The 17,955-nt window shown below is 60.6% G+C and carries 19 protein-coding genes; 9 read left to right on the top strand and 10 right to left on the bottom strand.

The window, feature by feature from the left end; genetic code table 11:
- Positions 1-42: 42 nt before the first annotated feature.
- From ACIQAL_RS17420 to cbiE, 8 genes are all read right to left on the bottom strand, one after another.
- Positions 43-498 (bottom strand): DUF2946 domain-containing protein, encoded by a 456-nt coding sequence (locus ACIQAL_RS17420; protein WP_401147594.1) that lies wholly within the window; start codon positions 496-498, stop codon positions 43-45.
- Positions 499-527: 29 nt separating this feature from the next.
- Positions 528-1,004: a copper chaperone PCu(A)C gene (locus ACIQAL_RS17425; RefSeq protein ID WP_401147596.1), complete on the bottom strand. Its 477-nt coding sequence runs from the start codon at positions 1,002-1,004 to the stop codon at positions 528-530.
- Between the two features lie 54 nt (positions 1,005-1,058).
- Positions 1,059-1,475, bottom strand: coding sequence for a DUF2946 domain-containing protein (locus tag ACIQAL_RS17430; RefSeq protein WP_401147599.1), 417 nt, complete (start codon positions 1,473-1,475; stop codon positions 1,059-1,061).
- A gap of 67 nt (positions 1,476-1,542) precedes the next feature.
- Positions 1,543-1,836: an addiction module antidote protein gene (locus tag ACIQAL_RS17435; protein ID WP_401147602.1), complete on the bottom strand. Its 294-nt coding sequence runs from the start codon at positions 1,834-1,836 to the stop codon at positions 1,543-1,545.
- Positions 1,837-1,838: 2 nt separating this feature from the next.
- Positions 1,839-2,141: a type II toxin-antitoxin system RelE/ParE family toxin gene (locus ACIQAL_RS17440; protein ID WP_401147605.1), complete on the bottom strand. Its 303-nt coding sequence runs from the start codon at positions 2,139-2,141 to the stop codon at positions 1,839-1,841.
- A 108-nt stretch (positions 2,142-2,249) separates the two neighbouring features.
- On the bottom strand, positions 2,250-2,972 hold the full coding sequence (locus ACIQAL_RS17445) for a cobalt-precorrin-6A reductase (protein ID WP_401147608.1): 723 nt from the start codon (positions 2,970-2,972) through the stop codon (positions 2,250-2,252).
- Positions 2,969-4,066: a cobalt-precorrin-5B (C(1))-methyltransferase gene (locus ACIQAL_RS17450; protein WP_401147611.1), complete on the bottom strand. Its 1,098-nt coding sequence runs from the start codon at positions 4,064-4,066 to the stop codon at positions 2,969-2,971. Before ACIQAL_RS17450 ends, ACIQAL_RS17445 begins: the two co-directional genes overlap by 4 nt.
- A complete protein-coding gene (cbiE, locus tag ACIQAL_RS17455; protein WP_401147613.1) occupies positions 4,066-5,268 on the bottom strand; it encodes a precorrin-6y C5,15-methyltransferase (decarboxylating) subunit CbiE in 1,203 nt (400 codons plus the stop codon). The genes ACIQAL_RS17450 and cbiE overlap by 1 nt, the downstream gene beginning before the upstream one ends.
- Before the next feature lie 413 nt (positions 5,269-5,681).
- Between cbiE and ACIQAL_RS17460 the strand changes: the two genes are divergently transcribed.
- The 9 genes from ACIQAL_RS17460 (at position 5,682) to ACIQAL_RS17500 (ending at position 14,426) form a co-directional block, all read left to right on the top strand.
- Positions 5,682-6,656: a hypothetical protein gene (locus tag ACIQAL_RS17460; RefSeq protein ID WP_401147616.1), complete on the top strand. Its 975-nt coding sequence runs from the start codon at positions 5,682-5,684 to the stop codon at positions 6,654-6,656.
- Positions 6,649-7,023 (top strand): hypothetical protein, encoded by a 375-nt coding sequence (locus ACIQAL_RS17465; protein WP_401147619.1) that lies wholly within the window; start codon positions 6,649-6,651, stop codon positions 7,021-7,023. The genes ACIQAL_RS17460 and ACIQAL_RS17465 overlap by 8 nt, the downstream gene beginning before the upstream one ends.
- A gap of 397 nt (positions 7,024-7,420) precedes the next feature.
- Positions 7,421-8,857, top strand: a complete 1,437-nt coding sequence (cobG, locus tag ACIQAL_RS17470; RefSeq protein ID WP_401147621.1) for a precorrin-3B synthase — start codon at positions 7,421-7,423, stop codon at positions 8,855-8,857.
- On the top strand, positions 8,850-9,476 hold the full coding sequence (locus ACIQAL_RS17475) for a precorrin-8X methylmutase (protein ID WP_166595946.1): 627 nt from the start codon (positions 8,850-8,852) through the stop codon (positions 9,474-9,476). The genes cobG and ACIQAL_RS17475 overlap by 8 nt, the downstream gene beginning before the upstream one ends.
- Positions 9,473-10,207, top strand: a complete 735-nt coding sequence (locus tag ACIQAL_RS17480; RefSeq protein ID WP_401147624.1) for a precorrin-2 C(20)-methyltransferase — start codon at positions 9,473-9,475, stop codon at positions 10,205-10,207. Before ACIQAL_RS17475 ends, ACIQAL_RS17480 begins: the two co-directional genes overlap by 4 nt.
- Positions 10,207-11,919, top strand: a complete 1,713-nt coding sequence (gene cobJ / locus ACIQAL_RS17485) for a precorrin-3B C(17)-methyltransferase (protein WP_401147626.1) — start codon at positions 10,207-10,209, stop codon at positions 11,917-11,919. The genes ACIQAL_RS17480 and cobJ overlap by 1 nt, the downstream gene beginning before the upstream one ends.
- A gap of 340 nt (positions 11,920-12,259) precedes the next feature.
- Positions 12,260-13,033 (top strand): hypothetical protein, encoded by a 774-nt coding sequence (locus ACIQAL_RS17490; protein WP_401147628.1) that lies wholly within the window; start codon positions 12,260-12,262, stop codon positions 13,031-13,033.
- A 53-nt stretch (positions 13,034-13,086) separates the two neighbouring features.
- Positions 13,087-13,785: a hypothetical protein gene (locus ACIQAL_RS17495; protein ID WP_401147630.1), complete on the top strand. Its 699-nt coding sequence runs from the start codon at positions 13,087-13,089 to the stop codon at positions 13,783-13,785.
- On the top strand, positions 13,782-14,426 hold the full coding sequence (locus tag ACIQAL_RS17500; protein WP_401147632.1) for a hypothetical protein: 645 nt from the start codon (positions 13,782-13,784) through the stop codon (positions 14,424-14,426). The genes ACIQAL_RS17495 and ACIQAL_RS17500 overlap by 4 nt, the downstream gene beginning before the upstream one ends.
- A gap of 3 nt (positions 14,427-14,429) precedes the next feature.
- Here the strand turns inward: ACIQAL_RS17500 and ACIQAL_RS17505 are convergent, their stop codons facing one another.
- Positions 14,430-15,026: a MarC family protein gene (locus tag ACIQAL_RS17505; protein ID WP_166595941.1), complete on the bottom strand. Its 597-nt coding sequence runs from the start codon at positions 15,024-15,026 to the stop codon at positions 14,430-14,432.
- Positions 15,027-15,092: 66 nt separating this feature from the next.
- The gene (locus ACIQAL_RS17510; RefSeq protein ID WP_401147635.1) at positions 15,093-17,888 is read right to left on the bottom strand and encodes a response regulator; all 2,796 of its coding nucleotides are present in this window, start codon (positions 17,886-17,888) and stop codon (positions 15,093-15,095) included.
- Positions 17,889-17,955 lie beyond the last annotated feature (67 nt).

Raw genomic sequence — 17,955 nt, forward strand, 5'->3', positions numbered from 1 at the left:
GACGGCTGCATGGCCGTCAGCGGGTGCGAATGTTCTGAATGTTCAAGCGACGGAAGCGAAGGGCGGGGCGCGACTGCGGGCGTTGGGGAAGACATGCCGCTGAGCGTGCCCCTGTTGCGGGGTAGCGGTGTAGAAGTCGGCAGGTTTCGGCGGTACAGGCGCAATGACCGCCAACGTCTGGGTCAGTGCGGGGCAACTGAACAGCAGGGTGCAATAGCCGCACTTGGCCCAGATCACATGATCCACGCCTGCCCCGTCAGCCGTCTTTGCGTGGTGTCCGCTGTGATCGGCAGACGACATGTCCATCGGCATGGCCATGTCCATGTCGGCAGCCATCGACGCGGACATCGGCATGCCCGCGTGATGTTCCATCGGCATCGATTGGGAGATCAGCGGGCCGACGAAAATCATCAGCATCGCGAACAGGCTCAGCCACGCACCCGACGTTTTGCGGGGGGCGTCAGCGTGATGACTGCGGATCGCGGGCAAGCGGCTCAAAGGCGTTAAGCTTCGATGATCAGGGGCGATTAATGGGCATGGGCAGGCGCCGAATCGTCAGGCGCGTCCTTTTGCACCACCACCTCGACAGCCAGGTCTCCGGCCTTTTCGAAGTGCAGGGTCAACGGGAAGCGCTGGCCAGAAGTCAGCTTCGAGCGGTCCTTCAGGTCCAGCAGCATGACGTGGTAGGCCATTGGGGCGAAGGTCACCGTGCCACCTGCCGGAATGTCCACCGACTCGACCTGCTGCATCTTCATCAGGCCGTCCTGATGCACATGCTGGTGCAGTTGAGCCGTGCCCGCGATGGGGCTGTCGACGCTGACCAGACGATCGGCGTCCGAACCGCCATTTTTGATCACAAAGTAGGCGGCAACGGTGGGCGAGTTCGGTGGCAGCTCCATTGACCACGGGTGAGCGATGGACAGTGGGCCTTTTTCATATTCGTGGGCATCCACCACGCAGGTGGACAGCAGCAAAGCTGCCAGCAGCAGAACTTTTTTCAACATGGGGCAGGCCTCTTCAGGTCATTCAGATACGCGAAGTAAAGCGTGAACGAACGATCAGACGCGCGGAGAGGCTCGGGGATTGAGGTTGGGCCATAACACCCTAGGCGGCCCGTGGAACACCAAAACGGCATCCGGCAGGCGGATAGGCTGGACGAACACGATAAAGCCCGGCTGGTTGTCGGCGGGAATCGCCACCATCGACAGAACGCCGGAGCAGCATGGGCAATGCTCCATCAGGGCGTGGTCATTACGCTCCGGGCTGCTTTGATCGGCAGACGAAATGGGCGTGGCCACCAACCGCGTGCCGCTGCCGGTACAGAAACTGCCCCATACCACCCGCTCGCCTTGCGTACGCGGCATCGTCGGCGTCATGGGCATCGCCAACATGCCAAACAGCAGCGCAAAGCACGCAACCCAGGCAAAGGCCCGGCGCCGCTTGAGGCTGATGAGGGTACGTTCTTGTTTTTTCATGTCGGCCATTTAGCCTGAATGGGCGCGAGATGTAAAAAGTGCGGGTGCGGCGATGTGTCGCGGGGCGTCAGGTCGAAGCGTGGAGCTTGAGTCCCAAGGCTTTGATGACCTTCATGATGGTTGCAAGGTCTGGATTGCCTTCATTGCTCAGCGCTTTGGAAAGGCTGTCCATATCGATTCCCATGTCTCGGGAGATTTGAGTCATGCCGTGCGCTCGGGCGATATTGCCGAGTGCTTTGAGAACGAGAGCGCCATCGCCTTGATCTTCGCTCAGGCAAGCATCCAGATAGCCCGCCATATCTTCCGGCGTATCGAGGTAGTCCGTCACGTCGTACGGTCTGAATTCTTCTTTAACGTTCATCTTCATGTCCTCATGCCGAGGTTCTTGGCCATTTCCTTAGCCTGGTCAATATCACGTGCTTGTGTGGATTTGTCGCCGCCAACCAGCAGCAGGTACATGACGTTGCCACGGCGAGTGAAGTAGACCCGGTATCCAGGTCCATAATGTATGCGCATTTCATAGATTCCGCTGCCAACCGGTTGGCAATCTCCAAAATGCCCTTCTTCAGCGGCGTCGAGTCGCGCAAGAATGCGTCGTTGACCAGTTTTGTCCTTTAACGACTTTAGCCAATCCGAGAATGAGGTAGAACGTTCGAAAAAAATCATGCGGAAAAGGTATTCCGTAAGGCTTTTTTCCGAAGTCAGGCGAAGCAGACGAATGAAGTCGGAACGTTCGTCGTGTTGCTGACGAATTTGCAGCGATTTGGGTCTGGATCAGGAAAGGTCTTTTAAAGCGGACAACGCCTGCGCAATGTTCCAGAACTCCCGATCCACCGCTGCCAACACCGGGCGCTTCAACACCAGCACCGGCACCCCACGTTCCCGCGCCACTTCCAGCTTGGGCTCGGTCGCGCTGCTGCCGCTGTTCTTGCTGATCAGCACATCGATGTTGCGACGCGCGAACAGTTCGCGCTCGCCTTCGAGGTGAAACGGTCCGCGGGCACCGATGACTTCGCAGCGTGCGTTGCCGGGATAGGTGTCGAGGGCGCGGAGGGTCCAGAACTGGTGGTCGGGGATTTCGTGCAGGTGTTGCAGCGGCTCGCGACCCAGCGTGAAGAGTGGGCGCTTGAAGGGGGCCAGTGCCGTGATGAGCTCTGCCCAGTCCGAGACCTCTCGCCAATTGTCGTCGGGACCGGCTTGCCAGGCGGGGCGACGCAGGCCCCAGCAGGGAATGCCTGTCAGGGTGGCGGCAGTGGCGGCGTTCTGACTGATCTGCGCGGCGTAGGGATGCGTCGCATCGAGGATCAGACCAATCCCTTCATCGCGTACGAATTGCGCCAGGCCTTCCGCGCCGCCGTAACCGCCGACCCGCACCTGGCATTGCAAGTCGCTTGGCACGCGGCCCACGCCCGCAAGGCTATAGATGTGGTGTGGCCCCAGCGTTCGGGCGATGGCCAGCGCTTCCGTCACACCGCCCAACAACAAGATGCGCGTCATTGGAACGCACCCGCGTGACCGACGATGCCACCTTGCCGGTCAATGGCAAACACCTCGACCTGCACCTGCGAAGGCACCACGCTGCGGGCGAAATCCAGCGCGTGCTGACACACCGCATCTCCCAGCGTCACGCCGACTGCCGACGCCATGGCCAGCGCCTGTTGGCTGGTGTTGGCTTCGCGAATCTGCTGCTGCAATTCGCCGTCAGCGCCGACGTCGGCCGCCCATTGCGCCAGTTGGTCCAGATTGATGCTGGAGTGGCGGCTGTGCAGGTCCATGTGTCCGGCGGCGAGCTTGCTGATCTTGCCGAAGCCGCCGCACAGGCTGAGTTTATCCACAGGCACCTTGCGCAGATGCTTGAGGACAGCCCCGACGAAATCGCCCATCTCGATCAGCGCGATGTCGGGCAGGCCATAGACCCGGCGCATGGTGTCTTCGCTGGCGTTGCCGGTGCAGGCGGCTATGTGCGGGTAGCCGTTGGTCTTGGCGACGTCGATGCCTTGATGAATCGACGCGATGTAGGCCGCGCAGGAAAACGGCCGGACGATGCCGCTGGTGCCGAGAATCGACAGCCCGCCCAGAATGCCCAGACGCGGGTTCATGGTCTTGAGCGCCAGCTCGCTGCCCCTTTCCACGCAGACCGTGACTTCAAAGCCGCCGGCATAACTCAAGTCAGCCGCCAACTGAGTCAGGTGCTCGGTCATCATGCGCCGGGGCACGGGGTTGATGGCCGGCTCGCCGACGCCCAGCACCAGGCCTGGGCGGGTCACGGTGCCGACGCCGGGGCCTGCGACGAATCGCACACCGGGTTCGGACATCAGCCGCACTTGCGAATACAACAGGGCGCCATGGGTGACGTCCGGATCATCGCCAGCATCCTTGATCGTGCCCGCTTCCGCGCCACCTTCGATGGCCCGGCAAAACTCCAGCCGCATCTGCACCTGCTTGCCCTTGGGCAGGGTAATGTCGATGGCGTCGTTCATCTCCCCCGCCAACAGCAATCGCGCCGCTGCGAGGGAGGTCGCCGTGGCGCAGCTGCCGGTGGTCAGGCCGCTGCGCAGAGGGGCGGGTTGCTCGGCGGTTTCGTCGCGCATCAGGGCTTGATCGCTTCGAGCAGGGTGATTGGCAACGCCTGACGCCACGTGTCGAATTTGCCCAAGGGTTTGGAGTGGGCGATATGAATGCGCGTCAGTTCGCCGCCATGCCGTTCACGCCAGTTCACTAGCATCGCTTCGCTTTGCAGCGTGACGGCGTTGGCGACCAAACGGCCACCTGAGCGCAATTGCTCCCAGCAGCTGTCCAACACGCCAGCGCGAGTCACGCCGCCGCCAATGAAAATCGCGTCCGGGCGTTCCAGCCCTTCAAGCGCGTCGGGCGCGCGGCCGCGCACCAATTGCAGACCGGGAACCCCAAGCGCGTCGCGGTTGAATTCGATCAGTTGATGGCGATCTTCGTTGGACTCAATGGCGATGGCGCGGCAGGTGGGGTGGGCGCGCATCCACTCAATGCCGATGGAGCCGCACCCAGCGCCGACGTCCCACAGCAGCTCGCCAGGAACGGGCGCCAGACGGGCGAGGGTGATAGCGCGCACATCGCGTTTGGTCAACTGGCCGTCGTGACGAAACGCGTCATCGGGGAGTCCGCCGAGGGGCGACAGTCGCAAAGTGTCTGGCGCGGCGCGGCAGTCAATCGCCACCAGATTCAGTGGCGCGATGTCTGGGTCCGACCAGTCCTGAGCGATGCCGTCCACACGACGCTCCGCCGGGCCGCCCAAGTGTTCGAGAACGGTCATGTGGCTGGGTCCGAAACCCCGCTCGCGCAGCAAAGCTGCCATCGCGGCGGGGCTGTGTCCGTCATTGCTCAGCACCAGCAGGCGCAAACCGTGATGCAGTTGCGCGTTTAATGCCGCCAAGGGACGGGCGACCACCGACAGTGTCACCACATCCTGCAACGCCCAGCCCAAGCGGGCGGCAGCCAGCGAATAAGACGAGGGGGCGGGGATCACGCGCATCTGCTCGACGGGCACCTGGCGTGTCAGGCTGACGCCGACGCCAAACAGCATCGGGTCGCCGCTGGCAATCACGCAGATCGGCTCACCGCGCTGCTCCAGCACGGGCTGCAAGGAAAACGGACTCGGCCACTGACGCCGTTCGGCCTGAATGCACGGCGGCAACAGGTCCAGCTGGCGCGAGCTGCCGAACACCAGGCGCGCCTGCAACAGCGCGTGCCGCGCATTCCGGCCCAGCCCCTTGTAGCCGTCCTCACCGATTCCCACGACTGTCAGCCACGGCGCCATGTATTGCCCTCAGACCCAATGCTTGCGACAGGCCGGTTTGAAAGGCCTGTGGATAAAGGTGGGCATGATAGCGCGCTGGCAGAGCGTCGTCGTCCATGGGCCTATCGCAAAGATGAGCGCACCCCCTGTAGGAGCGAATTCATTCGCGAGACGGCGGTCAACCTAAACATCTCTGTCGGTTGAAATATTTTTCGCGAATGAATTCGCTCCTACAGATCCCGTGCCCGGCATTCATTCGGATGTGGCTGAATGATCTGCCTGCGCCCATGCGTTTGTCAGGCATTTGAAGATCGGAAGTAGGGCATTTCTGAAACTTCCGTAGTCACGCCCAAATCCCCGCGGCATCTACTGACAACCCCCAAAACCGACCCCTATCGTCCTCGCCTTCTTCAAACGATCAGGACGATCCCCGCATGTCCACGCCTTACGCGCTCATCAATGACGGAAAACGCAGCCTCTCCTGGTATCGAGAGGGTCTTGTGATGGGTGGGCGCGCCAACCAGAAATTCGACCGGGTCAACGCTCACCTCGGCTTGGGGGGCATGGGCAAGCCGGGAGAGTTGATCATCGTGGGTGACGACTCAACGGAGATGTGCACACGGGACGAGGAAATGCTCATGTTCCATGCTCGAAACGTCCATCAGACCCTCTTGGGCAGCAACAACGCCAGCGCACACCTGCAGACCCACAATTACGACTTGCTGCAAAGCATCATGACCTACGGCTCCATCGGCGTCGGCAGTGCGACCTCGGCGTGGGCAACGCACCTGAATCAGGTGCAGGACACGCTGAAAGACATCGGTACGGCGTATCAGAAATGGCGCTTCGGGGTGTTCACCAAGGATCAGTTTCTCGCACAGCGAAAGGCGCTTTTCAGCACGCTCGACGGCCAGCTACGCGGGATCGGACGCTGGGGAACTGGGCTCAAGAACAACTCGTCGATCAAGAAAATGCTGGGGATCTCCAGCAAGCGATACCTGCACACCGGCGAGATCGCCAACTATGCGAAGAACGTCAAACGCATGGGCAACGTCGCGCGTCATCTGAGTTCGGGAACGGTTGTGGGCGTGATGTTGGACCTTGGTGCCGGAGGATTGGAAATCAAGGAGGCATGCACGACCGGACGGGAACAGCAATGCACGAAGGCGAAATTTGTGGAGGTGGGGAAGATGGTGGGGGGAATTTCTTCAGCGGCGATGATGGGCAAGGCGGGCGAAAAAGCATTGACCCGTCTCTGTATCCGAATGGTTGGTCCTAGCCGCGGAACCAGCCTCTTGGTTTGTGGTGTCGCCGGAGCTGCTTCAGGCGGGTGGGTCGGCGGAAAAGGGGGATCAACCCTAGGCGACGTGAGTGGAACGATGCTCTACGAGTTGATTGGCGATGAGTGACCGGTTTTTGGAATGGATCGCTTTGATATCAGGCGTCGTTGTGGTTGTGAGTTTTTGCATTGATGTCTACGTCAAATACTTCGTATTGGAAAAAGTTGAAGCCCAACTAAAAAGTTGCAAAGTCGTCGAAGACGCACGCTTGCTGTGGAGCGGCAGTGGCTTCGCAGGTAGACGACACAGATTGGTGGCAGTCAACCTTGCGCTGACATCCACCGAGCTTCTATTTGAGAATGGGCTGGTGGATGTCGGCGAGGTCAAGCAGGTGCCCTCTCACCTGAGGCGGTGGATTTGCATACCTGACACGATCGGGCTGGGAGGTTTCGTCGTTGGGATGATTGCTTTGGCGCTGATGGGCAAACTTTGGTAACGCTATTGATGTGGACGGGTAGTGCGGCTGCGGTAGTGCAACTCATCGGTTTTCTCTTCATGCTCTACGCCGCTTATTTCATCCTCCCGGAGATTGAACGGCATTTGTACAGCTGCAAACTGGTCACGGATGCCAAGAAGTTCTGGGGGCCGTACAGTCATGCCGGGAAGATGTACCGGTATTCAATGCTCAGGCTGGTGCTGGGGTCTCCTCTGCTTCTTGAACGAAAAGGCTTGATCGATGTTGAGCAAGTGAACAGCCTCTCCCTTCGACACAGGCGATGGGTGTACCTCCCAATGCGGTTTACTGGAGTGGGTTGCTGTGGCGTGCTCACGGTCGGGGCCCTCCTTGGCGCATTCGGCTAACGCGCGTTTCCCATCCGACAGACCGCCTTTTCATGCCTGCCGCCAAAGCAGGCATAATACCGCCCTCGCAGATCCCGCGATCTGCACTTCCCGACCCGATCACGTCAGGTGACCCTTTGGCCGAGCCGCTGTCTGCTCGTATTCCCGTTGCGCCCCTACGCCCCTCGGCTTGTCCGGGGTTGTTGCGTATCGTCCCGGCGCTGGACGGGGGGATCTGTCGGATCAAATTGCCCGGCGGCGTGATCACGGCTGGGCAGGCGTTCGCCGTGGCTGATGCTGCCGAGCGCTTCGCGGGCGGGGTGATCGAGGCGACGAATCGCGGCAACGTGCAGATTCGTGGCATAGGCGCGGATCACGAGGGTTTGATCACGACGTTGCTGGACGCAGGTCTCGGCCCAAAAAATCCCGCCAGTGACGATGTGCGCAACTTGATGCTGAGCCCCACGGCGGGTGTCGATCCCGAGCAACTGTTCGACGTGCGTCCGCTGGCTGCACAGCTCCTGAACACGCTGGAAACCCATCCCCGCTTTCACGAGCTGTCGCCGAAGTTCGCCGTGTCGCTGGACGCGGGCGAAGGCGTGGCGATGCTCGAACACCCTCACGATCTGTGGCTGTCAGCGCTGAATGTGAAGGGCGAGACGCTGCTGGGCTTTGGCCTGGCAGGTTGTCCTGCGACCGACTCGCCGCTGGCGGCGGTGTCGCTGGATGCCGGGCATGATCTGGTGGTGGCGGTTCTGGAGCTGTTCCTCGAACACGCGCGTCCCGATCAGACCCGCATGCGCCATCTGCTGGCCGATATGCCTGCCGATCAGTTCCTCTCACAGCTCTCAGAACGTTTGCCGCATTCCGTGCGGGTTGATCAAAAAATAACCACATGGCGTCGCACGCCGATCAGACTCAATGCGCACATCGGGTTTTATCCACAGTGCCATCCGGATTTCACCTCGGTGGGTGCTGTCGTGCCTTTGGGGCGCCTGAGTCCGTCCATGTTGCGCAACGCTGCGACGCTCGCCGTTGAACTGGGCGACGGCACCCTGGCAATGACCCCGTGGCAAAGCCTGATGTTGCGCAATGTCCGCACTGAGAACGGTTCACGTGCTGTCGGCGGTTTACGTAAGGCGGGCCTGCTGTGCGACGCCGATCAAGCCCTGTCGCAGATGATTGCCTGCACCGGCTCCGCCGCCTGCGGCAAAGGGCTGGCCGACACCAAGGCCGATGCGCGGCAACTGGCGACCTGTCTGCAACGTGAGGGTGTCAGCCAGGCTGTGCATCTGTCGGGTTGCGACCGCTCCTGCGCCGCCGCTCATGTCGCGCCGATTACGTTGCTGGCGGTGTCCGCTGGCCGTTACGACCTGTATTTTCGCCACGCAGAGCAGCCGGGTTTTGGCGAGCTGCGAGGGCGTGACCTCACTATAGAAGCAGTCGGTGCGTTGTTGACCGCCGACTCACGGAGCAACACCGATGATTGATTACATCCGCGACGGCCAGGAGATTTATCGCAACTCCTTCGCGATCATTCGCGCCGAAGCCCGGCTCGACACCATTCCGGCCGACCTGGAAAAGCTCGCTGTGCGCGTGATCCACGCATGCGGCATGGTCGATGCGGTCGAAGGACTGCGCTTCTCGCCCGGCGCTGGCACCGCAGGGCGTCAAGCCCTGGCGGCAGGCGCGCCGATTTTGTGTGATGCGCACATGGTGGCTGAAGGCGTGACCCGCGCCCGTTTGCCCGCGAACAATCAGGTCATCTGCACCCTGAAAAACGAAGGCGTGCCCGAACTGGCCCGTGAGCTGGGCAACACCCGTTCCGCCGCTGCGCTGGAACTGTGGCGCCCACATCTGGAAGGCGCGGTCGTGGTCATCGGCAACGCACCAACCGCGCTGTTTTACCTGTTGGAGATGATTGACGCTGGTGCACCGAAACCTGCATTGATCCTCGGTTTCCCGGTGGGCTTCGTCGGCGCGGCGGAATCCAAGGACATGCTCGCCGCTGACAGCCGAGGCGTCCCGTACGTGATCATGCAGGGCCGTCGAGGTGGCAGCGCCATGGCTGCCGCTGCGGTCAACGCCCTCGCCACGGAGGTTGAATGATGCAGGCTCGCGGTCGTCTGATAGGTCTGGGTGTGGGGCCCGGAGATCCTGAGCTGATCACCGTCAAGGCGCTTCGCCTGTTGCGCGAGTCGCCGGTGGTGGCTTACTTCGTCGCCAAGGGCAAGAAGGGCAACGCCTTCGGCATCATCGAAGCGCACCTGCAAGACGCTCAAACGATGATGCCACTGGTGTATCCGGTGACCACCGAAGTGCTGCCCGCGCCGATGTCCTACGAGCAGATCATCAGCGATTTTTACGACACCGCCAGCCTCGACGTTGCCGCGCATCTGGATGCCGGTCGTGACGTGGCGGTCATCTGTGAGGGTGACCCGTTCTTCTACGGCTCTTACATGTACCTGCACGACCGGCTGGCCGAGCGGTACGAAGCTGAAGTGGTGCCGGGTGTCTGCTCGATGCTCGGCGGCGCTTCCGTTTTGGGGGCGCCCTTGGTGTACCGCAATCAGAGCCTGTCGGTGCTGTCGGGCGTGTTGTCCGCCGATGAGCTCAAACGCAAGCTGGTGGACGCCGACGCGGCGGTCATTATGAAGCTGGGCCGCAACCTGCCGAAAGTGCGTCAGGTATTGGTGGAAACGGGGCTGGCCGAGCGCGCGCTGTATGTCGAGCGCGCCACCATGAGCAATCAGAAAATCGTGCCGTTGGCCGAGGTCGATCCGATGTCGTCGCCGTATTTCTCGCTGATCATCGTGCCCGGTGAAAGGTGGCAAGGCTAATGGGTGCTTCCAGTCAGAAAGCCCCGGCCATCGTCATTCTGGGCAAGGGCGCGCTGAACACAGCGCGGCGTATTCAACAGTTGTACCCGGACGCGTTGATTCACGGGTTGGTCGAGCGCGTTGAAGGGGTTGACCGAAGCTATTCCGATTTTGGCGCGACGCTTCGTCAGCTGTATCAACAGGACACACCGATCATCGCCCTGTGCGCGGCGGGCATTGTCATTCGCACCCTCGCGCCGGTGTTGCTGGAGAAGGGCGCCGAGCCGCCCGTTCTTGCCGTTGCCGAAGACGGCAGCGCGGTGGTGCCGCTCTTGGGTGGGCTGGGTGGCGTCAACGTCATGGCCCGCGAGATTGCCGCAGGCCTCAACACAACCCCTGCAATTACCACCAGCGGCGAGCTGCGTTTCGGCACCTGCCTGCTCAACCCGCCATCCGGCTATGCGCTGGGCGACCTGGAGTTGGGCAAGCGTTTCGTCTCTGATTTGCTCTCCGGTGAAAGCGTGCGCGTTGAAGGTGCGGCGCCTTGGCTGGCGCAAGCGCAATTGCCAGAGGACGATCACGCGCAGTTGGCGATTCATGTCGGGTACGCCGAGCGTGAGCCGTCGGCCAATGAGCTTCTGATCTACCCGCGCAATGTGTTGGTGGCGGTCGAGGCATCGGTCGAGAACATCGCCGACGTTGTGAAGGCCACGCTGCACGAATCGCGCATCGCGCTGCAATCGCTCGCCTGCTTGCTGGCGGGTGAAAGCGACATGGCTCGCCCGCAATTGCATGCCGCCGCCGATGCCTTGGGTGTACCCGTGCGCTTTACCTCAACGGCGTCGCCGAGCGACATGGCACAGCAGGTCTTGCCCCAGTTACTGCCCCCGGTTACGCCCATTGAAGGCCTCGCCATTGCCGTCGCACCGCAACCGCTGGACATCGAAAAGATCGGTCGCGGACGCGGTCGGCTCGCCGTTATCGGCCTTGGCCCCGGCGCTGCCGAGTTCATGATTCCTGCCGTCAAAGCCGAGCTGGCGCGGGCCAACGATGTCCTGGGTTACGAAACCTACGTGCGCATGGCCGGGCCGTTTCGGGCCGATCAAGTGCTGCATTGCACCGACAATCGGGAGGAAATGCAGCGCGCGCGTCACGCCTTCGAACTGGCTGCCCAAGGTCGCTCGGTGGTGGTCGTATCGTCGGGTGATCCGGGTGTGTTCGCCATGGCGGCGGCGGTGCTGGAAGCATTGCATGGGTCCGATGATCCACTGTGGCATTCGGTGGATCTGGAGATCCTGCCAGGGGTTTCAGCTTCACTGGCAACGGCCGCTCAAGCCGGCGCGCCGCTGGGGCATGACTTCTGCGTGATGTCCCTGTCGGACAATCTCAAGCTTTGGGAGGTGATCGAAAAACGTCTGGACCTTGCCTGTCAGGCAGACCTGGCGCTGGCGTTCTACAACCCGATCTCCCGCTCCCGCCCGTGGCAGTTGGGGCGCGCTTTGGAGATCGTTCGGCAGCATCGGACGCCTGAAACCCCGGTAACGTTGGGGCGTGACATCGGGCGCCCGGGACAGACCCTGCGGGTGATCACGCTGGGCGAGCTCACCCCCGAGCAGGTCGACATGCGGACCATGGTGCTGGTCGGCTCATCGCTGACCTGCACCTTTCCACGTGCCGATGGCACTCAGTGGGTCTACACCCCGAGATGGTACGGCGCCAAACCTGCTCATTAAGTCGCAGATGTGAAGGAGGGAGACTTCGGAATCCCTCCGTATCTGTGTAGGAAAGAGGGTTTCTGATATGGGAAAAATCCGTCTCTGAAGCCTGGAAAAAGCGTCCAGTCGAGTGCGCATCTTTTCCACGGCGTTAACCCGTCATTGTCAGCTTTGTCCTCCGTAACAATTCAACCCCCGACCTGCGGGTACTTCGTGCGCCCGTACGCATTTGTTGATGCTCTTTTTACCGCTGAATCTTAAACGTATGTAAGCACGCCACCCCTAACTCGCCTCACTTTTTACGTTAGCTTGGTGACGTCCATGACGGACGAACTTTATTAACTAAAAGGACTTAGCAATGAACAACGAACAGTTTCTGAATCACATCTCCACCGCGCCTTCGCTGAACACCATTCCACCCGCCGCCACCTCTCGTTCCGCCTTGAAGGACGATGCGGAATCGGCAGTGGGTGCCGTGGTTGGCCAAGGAGTCATCGGTTTCGTCGCGGGGATGAGCCAACAGGCACGTGAGGACGTTCTGGACACTTTCACCTACGCCACACTCGCTGCAGACAAGCGTCATGACATCAAGTCTGAAAAAGGCGAGTGGTACAAGACTTTCCGTGAGGTCATGGTCAAAGCCCTGAATTGGGCTCCACAAGACAGCGCCTTCGTCAGCAGCAGCAGCTCTGAGCGTGTCATCACCATGGGCAAGCTCGGTGTCGACCTCGTCGCCACCACGCTGGCTGCGGCTGCAACCGGCGGTGTTTCGGGGGCGGCGATGCTGCAGGCTGCCGGTAACGCTGTCGAAGCGCTGAAGGACAACGATGAACCTATCCGTCTGTTCAACCGTCGCACCCATAAACCAGGTGTCGGCTCCCGATTCATGGTCGGTGGTTGCACGGAGAGCGAGGATGGTGTCATCGCTCTGGCGGTAGGTGCTATTGAAGCGAAAACCGAAGCGTCCGAGGGCAATTTCCTGTTCGTCAACTGGAACGCTGTGTCGGTGGAAATGAACAGAAGCGCCGATGTCTTCGTTTTCCACCAGTCGATTTACGCGCAACGTCGTGAAAACGTGCGTCAGAAGCTGCTGGAAGCCTCGGATGCCGCTTTCCTGGAATTCGCTATCTAAATGCGTTCGGGCCGCGGAGTGTTCCACGGCCTTCTTTCACAGGAGTGAGTGTTATGACGCAGGAAATCATGGAAACGTACTTGAATGATGGCGTGTTGATGGTCTTCACCCCGCCAGTGGATGAGGCGTTCAAGCGCGATGCAATGGATTCCAGCTTGTACGTGCAGTTGGCTGCGAGCAAACAGTTCGACCGATTCACGCACTATCACGAGTGGCAGACGACCCTTATCAAGGCGCTGGCAACGTTTGGCTGGGTACGCCTGGACCTCACGGATAATCAGGGCATGGACGGCGAGACATTCTCGGTCACGGATATGCTGCGCAAGCTCTTGCCTGAACCGCTGCGCAACCTGCGTGGCGAAAAACTCGACAAACTCTTCGCATGGCTGTTCACGGCCGAAGCCAGTGATGTGGCAAAGACCATGGTGAAACGCCGGGTTCGCACGTCCGCCGGTGCTCCGGCAGCAAACCCGCCTGAATATGTTTCGTCGGTCGTCCTCCAGGTGGCATTTCTGTTGCCTTCACGGCAGAAAGTGTTGCTCTGTGTGGCATTTGAAACACAGGAAACGCTTGACCCTAATCTGCTCGCACAGCGATTGCTCAAAAGCCAGTTGGTCGGCGAGGTCAGGTCGTTTGGCTTCGTGGGCATGCTCGACGATTTGCGTTACTCGCTCTATCGGGAGCGTGTTGATACGGCACTTACGGACAAGCGTACGTCACTCTGCTCGCCGGTGAAGGGACTCAGCTTATGACAGGAGCAACCGGTGCAATCGTCGGTTCCAGCGTTGTTTCCTTCTACGATGGGATCAGCGGACAGGACCGTGACGACCTTTTCGACTGCGTTTTGCATGCTGACGTGTTCGCGAGCCAGCATTTCGACCCGAAAGCGGATTACTCCAACTGGCTGTTTCGTTATCGGACGCGGCTGGAGATGCGTGGGTGGACGCTTATCAATCCGATCAAACACACGCCGCAGGTCATTTTCCGGCCTGAGGAGCTGGACGCCGCCACAATCGCCATCATCGAGTCGGCGGGGGCGAAAGAGCTCGCCGAACTGACCCACGCTGCGTGGCGTTCGATGGAGATCAACCATCATGCAGACCATTTTTTCAGCCACAGCGTCCGTGATGGGGAAATGGCACGTTTCCAGATGGTGCCCTGCATGACCGATGCCGACGGGAATGTCCTGATGTTGATCTGCGCCATCCGGCTCAACGGTTCGGTCGATACCAAGGATTTCGAATTCTGGACCGAGACCCGGCGAGAAATGCTGTTGCGCATCTCGGGCGGGGTGTACCGCTTTGATCGGACGGTCTATGAGACATACAGGGAGGACATCCGCAATCAATTGATCGGAAGCTCCGACCGCTCGATCAAGGAATTCCCCATCTGACCGTCACGGCACCAGATAGCCCTTGATGCCCGTGAAAATGATCTGAGCCGCCAGCGCGCAAACGAACAGCCCCATCAAGCGGCTGACGATCTGCAGGCCCTGATCACCCAGGATACGTTCGATGCTGTGGGAGAGATAAAGCACCACACCCACCGTGAAGCTCGCCAGAGCGATGCTCACGATCGCGGTGAGTTTGTCGTCCCAGTGGGGCTGGCTGACGCCCATCACCAGCAATGCGCCGATAGTGCCGGGGCCGACGGTGATAGGGATGGTCAGGGGTACGATGGCGACGTCTTGCTGCACGTTGTCGGTCTGCACGCCGGACTTGCCTTGCGCCATGCCCAACGCCGAAATGAACAGCACGCTGCCGGCGCCGATACGGAAGGCGTCGGCGGTGATGCCGAACACCCCGAAGATCACCCGACCGAACAGGTACAGCAACACGCTGGACACCAATGTAGCGAAGGCAATTTTCCACGCCAGATAGCGACGCTCTTTACGCGAATAACCGCGGCTCAGACTGATAAAACACGACAGGACGAAGAACGGGCTGTAAAGCACCAGCATCTTCAGATAAACGCTGAACAGCACATGAAGCATGGTTTGAGCTCGTGGCGGCAGACTCGGACGGGAGGAAGTCTATCAGGCGTTGAGCGAGGAGGCGGGTCAGTTTTGCTGATAGCGGTCTTGATCGTCAGTGTCGTCGCCACTCTGACGGCGCGCCCTTTGCTCGACCCAGTGCTCCACCAGTTCCCGCAGCTGCGAGAGCTCTACCGGTTTGGACATGTGGCCGTCCATGCCGGACTGGCGGGCGCGGTCTTTGTGCTCGGTCAGAATGTGCGCGGTCAACGCCACCACGGGGGTGCGGAGCCGCTGGTTACCCAGCTCCCAGGCGCGCAACTGCTGGGTGGCCGAGAAACCGTCAAGGATCGGCATTTCGCAATCCATCAGCACCAGGTCGTAGCGCTGGGCTTTCATGGCTTGCAGGGCTTCTTCGCCGTTGCTGGCAGTGTCTGGTTGCAAGTTGAGCTTGCCGAGCATGCCACGAATCACCTTCGTGGAAATGCTGTTGTCTTCGGCCACCAGAATCCGGAAGTCGCTGGGCACGTCCACTTCGCCGAGGACGGCTGGGGAAGGGGGGTAAGGCGCCTGGCCTTTGTTGCGTTGATTCAATTCGTCCGCTAGCGTGGTCTTGAGCGTGTAACCCGCGACGGGCTTGGCGAGGATGCGCTTGACCCCGGCGTTGCGTGCAATGACTTTACTCGGCGCGTTGCTGATGCCGGTCAGCATGATCAACAGAATGTCGTGGTTGAGGCTCGGGTCTTCCTTGATCTTGGCGGCCAGCTGCATGCCGGTCATGCCAGGCATGTTTTGGTCCAGCAGCACGATGTCGAAGTAATCACGCAGGTGGGCCTTGGTACGCAGCAAGGCGAGTGCCTCTTTGCCCGACGGCACAGCACTGACGTTCAGCCCCCACGCGCTGCACTGCTGCACCAGCACTTTGCGGCAGGTGTCGTTGTCGTCCACCACCAGCACTCGCGCACCTTTGAGTGGGCTGTCGAGGTCTGCTGGGGGTTGCTCCAGCCGTTCCGGGTCCAGCGGCAAGCTTAGCCACAAGGTGCTGCCCTGATTGCTTCCGCTCTGAATGCCGAATTCCCCGTTCATCAACAGGATCAGCTGGCGGGCAATCACCAACCCCAAATGGCCGCCGACCTTGCTGGCGGCGAGGAAATTTTTGCTGTGCAGTTCGGCATGGAGCAGGGCGTCGCGCTCCTTGGCGGTCAGCGGCGTCCCACTGTCCTGAACGGCGATGCGCAGTCGCGGTTTGCCGCCCCGAGAATCGAGCGCGACGACCAACAGAATCTCGCCCTCGTCAGTTTTCTTGAGGGCGTTTTCCAGCAGGCTCAGCAGGGTTTGGCGCAAGCGGGTCGGGTCGCCGCTGATCACGCGGGGAACCTGCGGCTGAATAAAGCTGATCAGCTCGACGCTTTGCTGTTCGGCTTTCGCCCGAAAAATACTCAGGCAGTCCTCGATCATGGCGTTGAGGTCGAACTGCACATCGTCCAGCTCGATCTGCCCGGATTCCAGTTTGGTGATGTCGAGAATCTCGTTGATCAGCGTCAGCAGCTCATTGCCCGCGCTGTGAATGGTCTGCACGTAATCGCGCTGTTTGACCGACAGGGGGGTGCCCAGCAGCAGCTCGGTCATGCCCAGCACGCCGTTCATGGGTGTACGGATTTCATGGCTGATCTTCGCCAGGAATTCAGCCTTGGCGTTGATTTCGGCCGTGCTGGCCGCAAGTTCTCGGCTGATGCTGAAGTTGTCTTCGGTGATGCTGCGATGGCGCTCGCTCAGGGCAATGCTCATCAGCAGGCCGCACAGGCAGAACATGCCCAGGACGGCGATGATCAGGGTCTGCGCAGCGATGGTCGTGAGCCACAGCATCGCAGGCAGAACGACCAGATTGCCGAGGTTGAACACGATCATCGCGATCACGAACGGTCGTGCCGGTCGGTAGCCTTTTTGCAGGTGATAGATCGACACGAGCGTGATGGTCAGCGTGGTCAGCGCCACCAGCAAAAACGTCATGATGTTCAGCGGCAGGGTATCGACGAACAGGACCAGCAGAGCGCCGAAACCGACGATCAGCAGTACGCTCATCAGCAGGCGATTGAGTGTTTCGGCGCCTCGCTGAATGAAGAAACAGTAGGCGTACATCAGTCCCGTGGCAGCCGCCATCAGCAAAGCGAGGTGAGCGCTCGGGGTTTGTGCAAGGTGCCAATGGGGCAACCACGACGCTTGCAGGTTCAACAGCAACAACGCGCTGAGCCCCAGAAAACCTTCACACGCCGCCAGCCACAGGCTGCTCACTGAACGGGATTGGGCGTATCGGGTGATGTTTTGCACGATCAGCATGATCAGCGAACCGAAGAACAGCCCGAGCAACAGTGGACGGCGCTCGTCGGCCGCGCTGGCCACGGCAGACTCCAGCGAAATGTTCGGGCGCAGCTCCTGTTCGGATTTCAGACGCAGATAAAGGTCCAGCGGCCTGTCGCTTTGCGGCACGGGCAGCAGAAAGTCGATAGAGGGCAACGGTTGTGCCGCCCGTGGGACTTTGTTGCCGGAGCGCGAGTGATCAATCAGGGCTTCGCCGTCGATGACGTACATGTCAACGGTGGCCAGATCGGGCGCGAAGATGCGCACCAGTTGTTCGTGATCGGTCGCGGGGAGGCGATAGTGCAGCCACAACGCAGCTTCACGGCTGATGGCGCGAACCTGGTCGAGTTCGACGGGGCTGAATTGGGTGTCGTAGTGGGGAGAGCGAATGTCGCTGAGTTGGAGATTGGCCTGATCGTCGACAAGCGTTGACCATCCTGCGCTGACCTCGGCCGAAGCCGTGGGCACACAGAGGAGGGTCATCATCGCGATGATCGAACAAGCGGCAATCCTGAGCCAGCGCACGGCGAAATCCCTTCGTGAATGAAGCCAGTTACCCTGGTGCGGCCCAGAATGATCGGACAGTCGCCTG

This window comes from Pseudomonas sp. NPDC088368, assembly GCF_044753445.1.
In the GTDB taxonomy this organism is placed as follows: Bacteria; Pseudomonadota; Gammaproteobacteria; order Pseudomonadales; family Pseudomonadaceae; genus Aquipseudomonas; species Aquipseudomonas bambusae.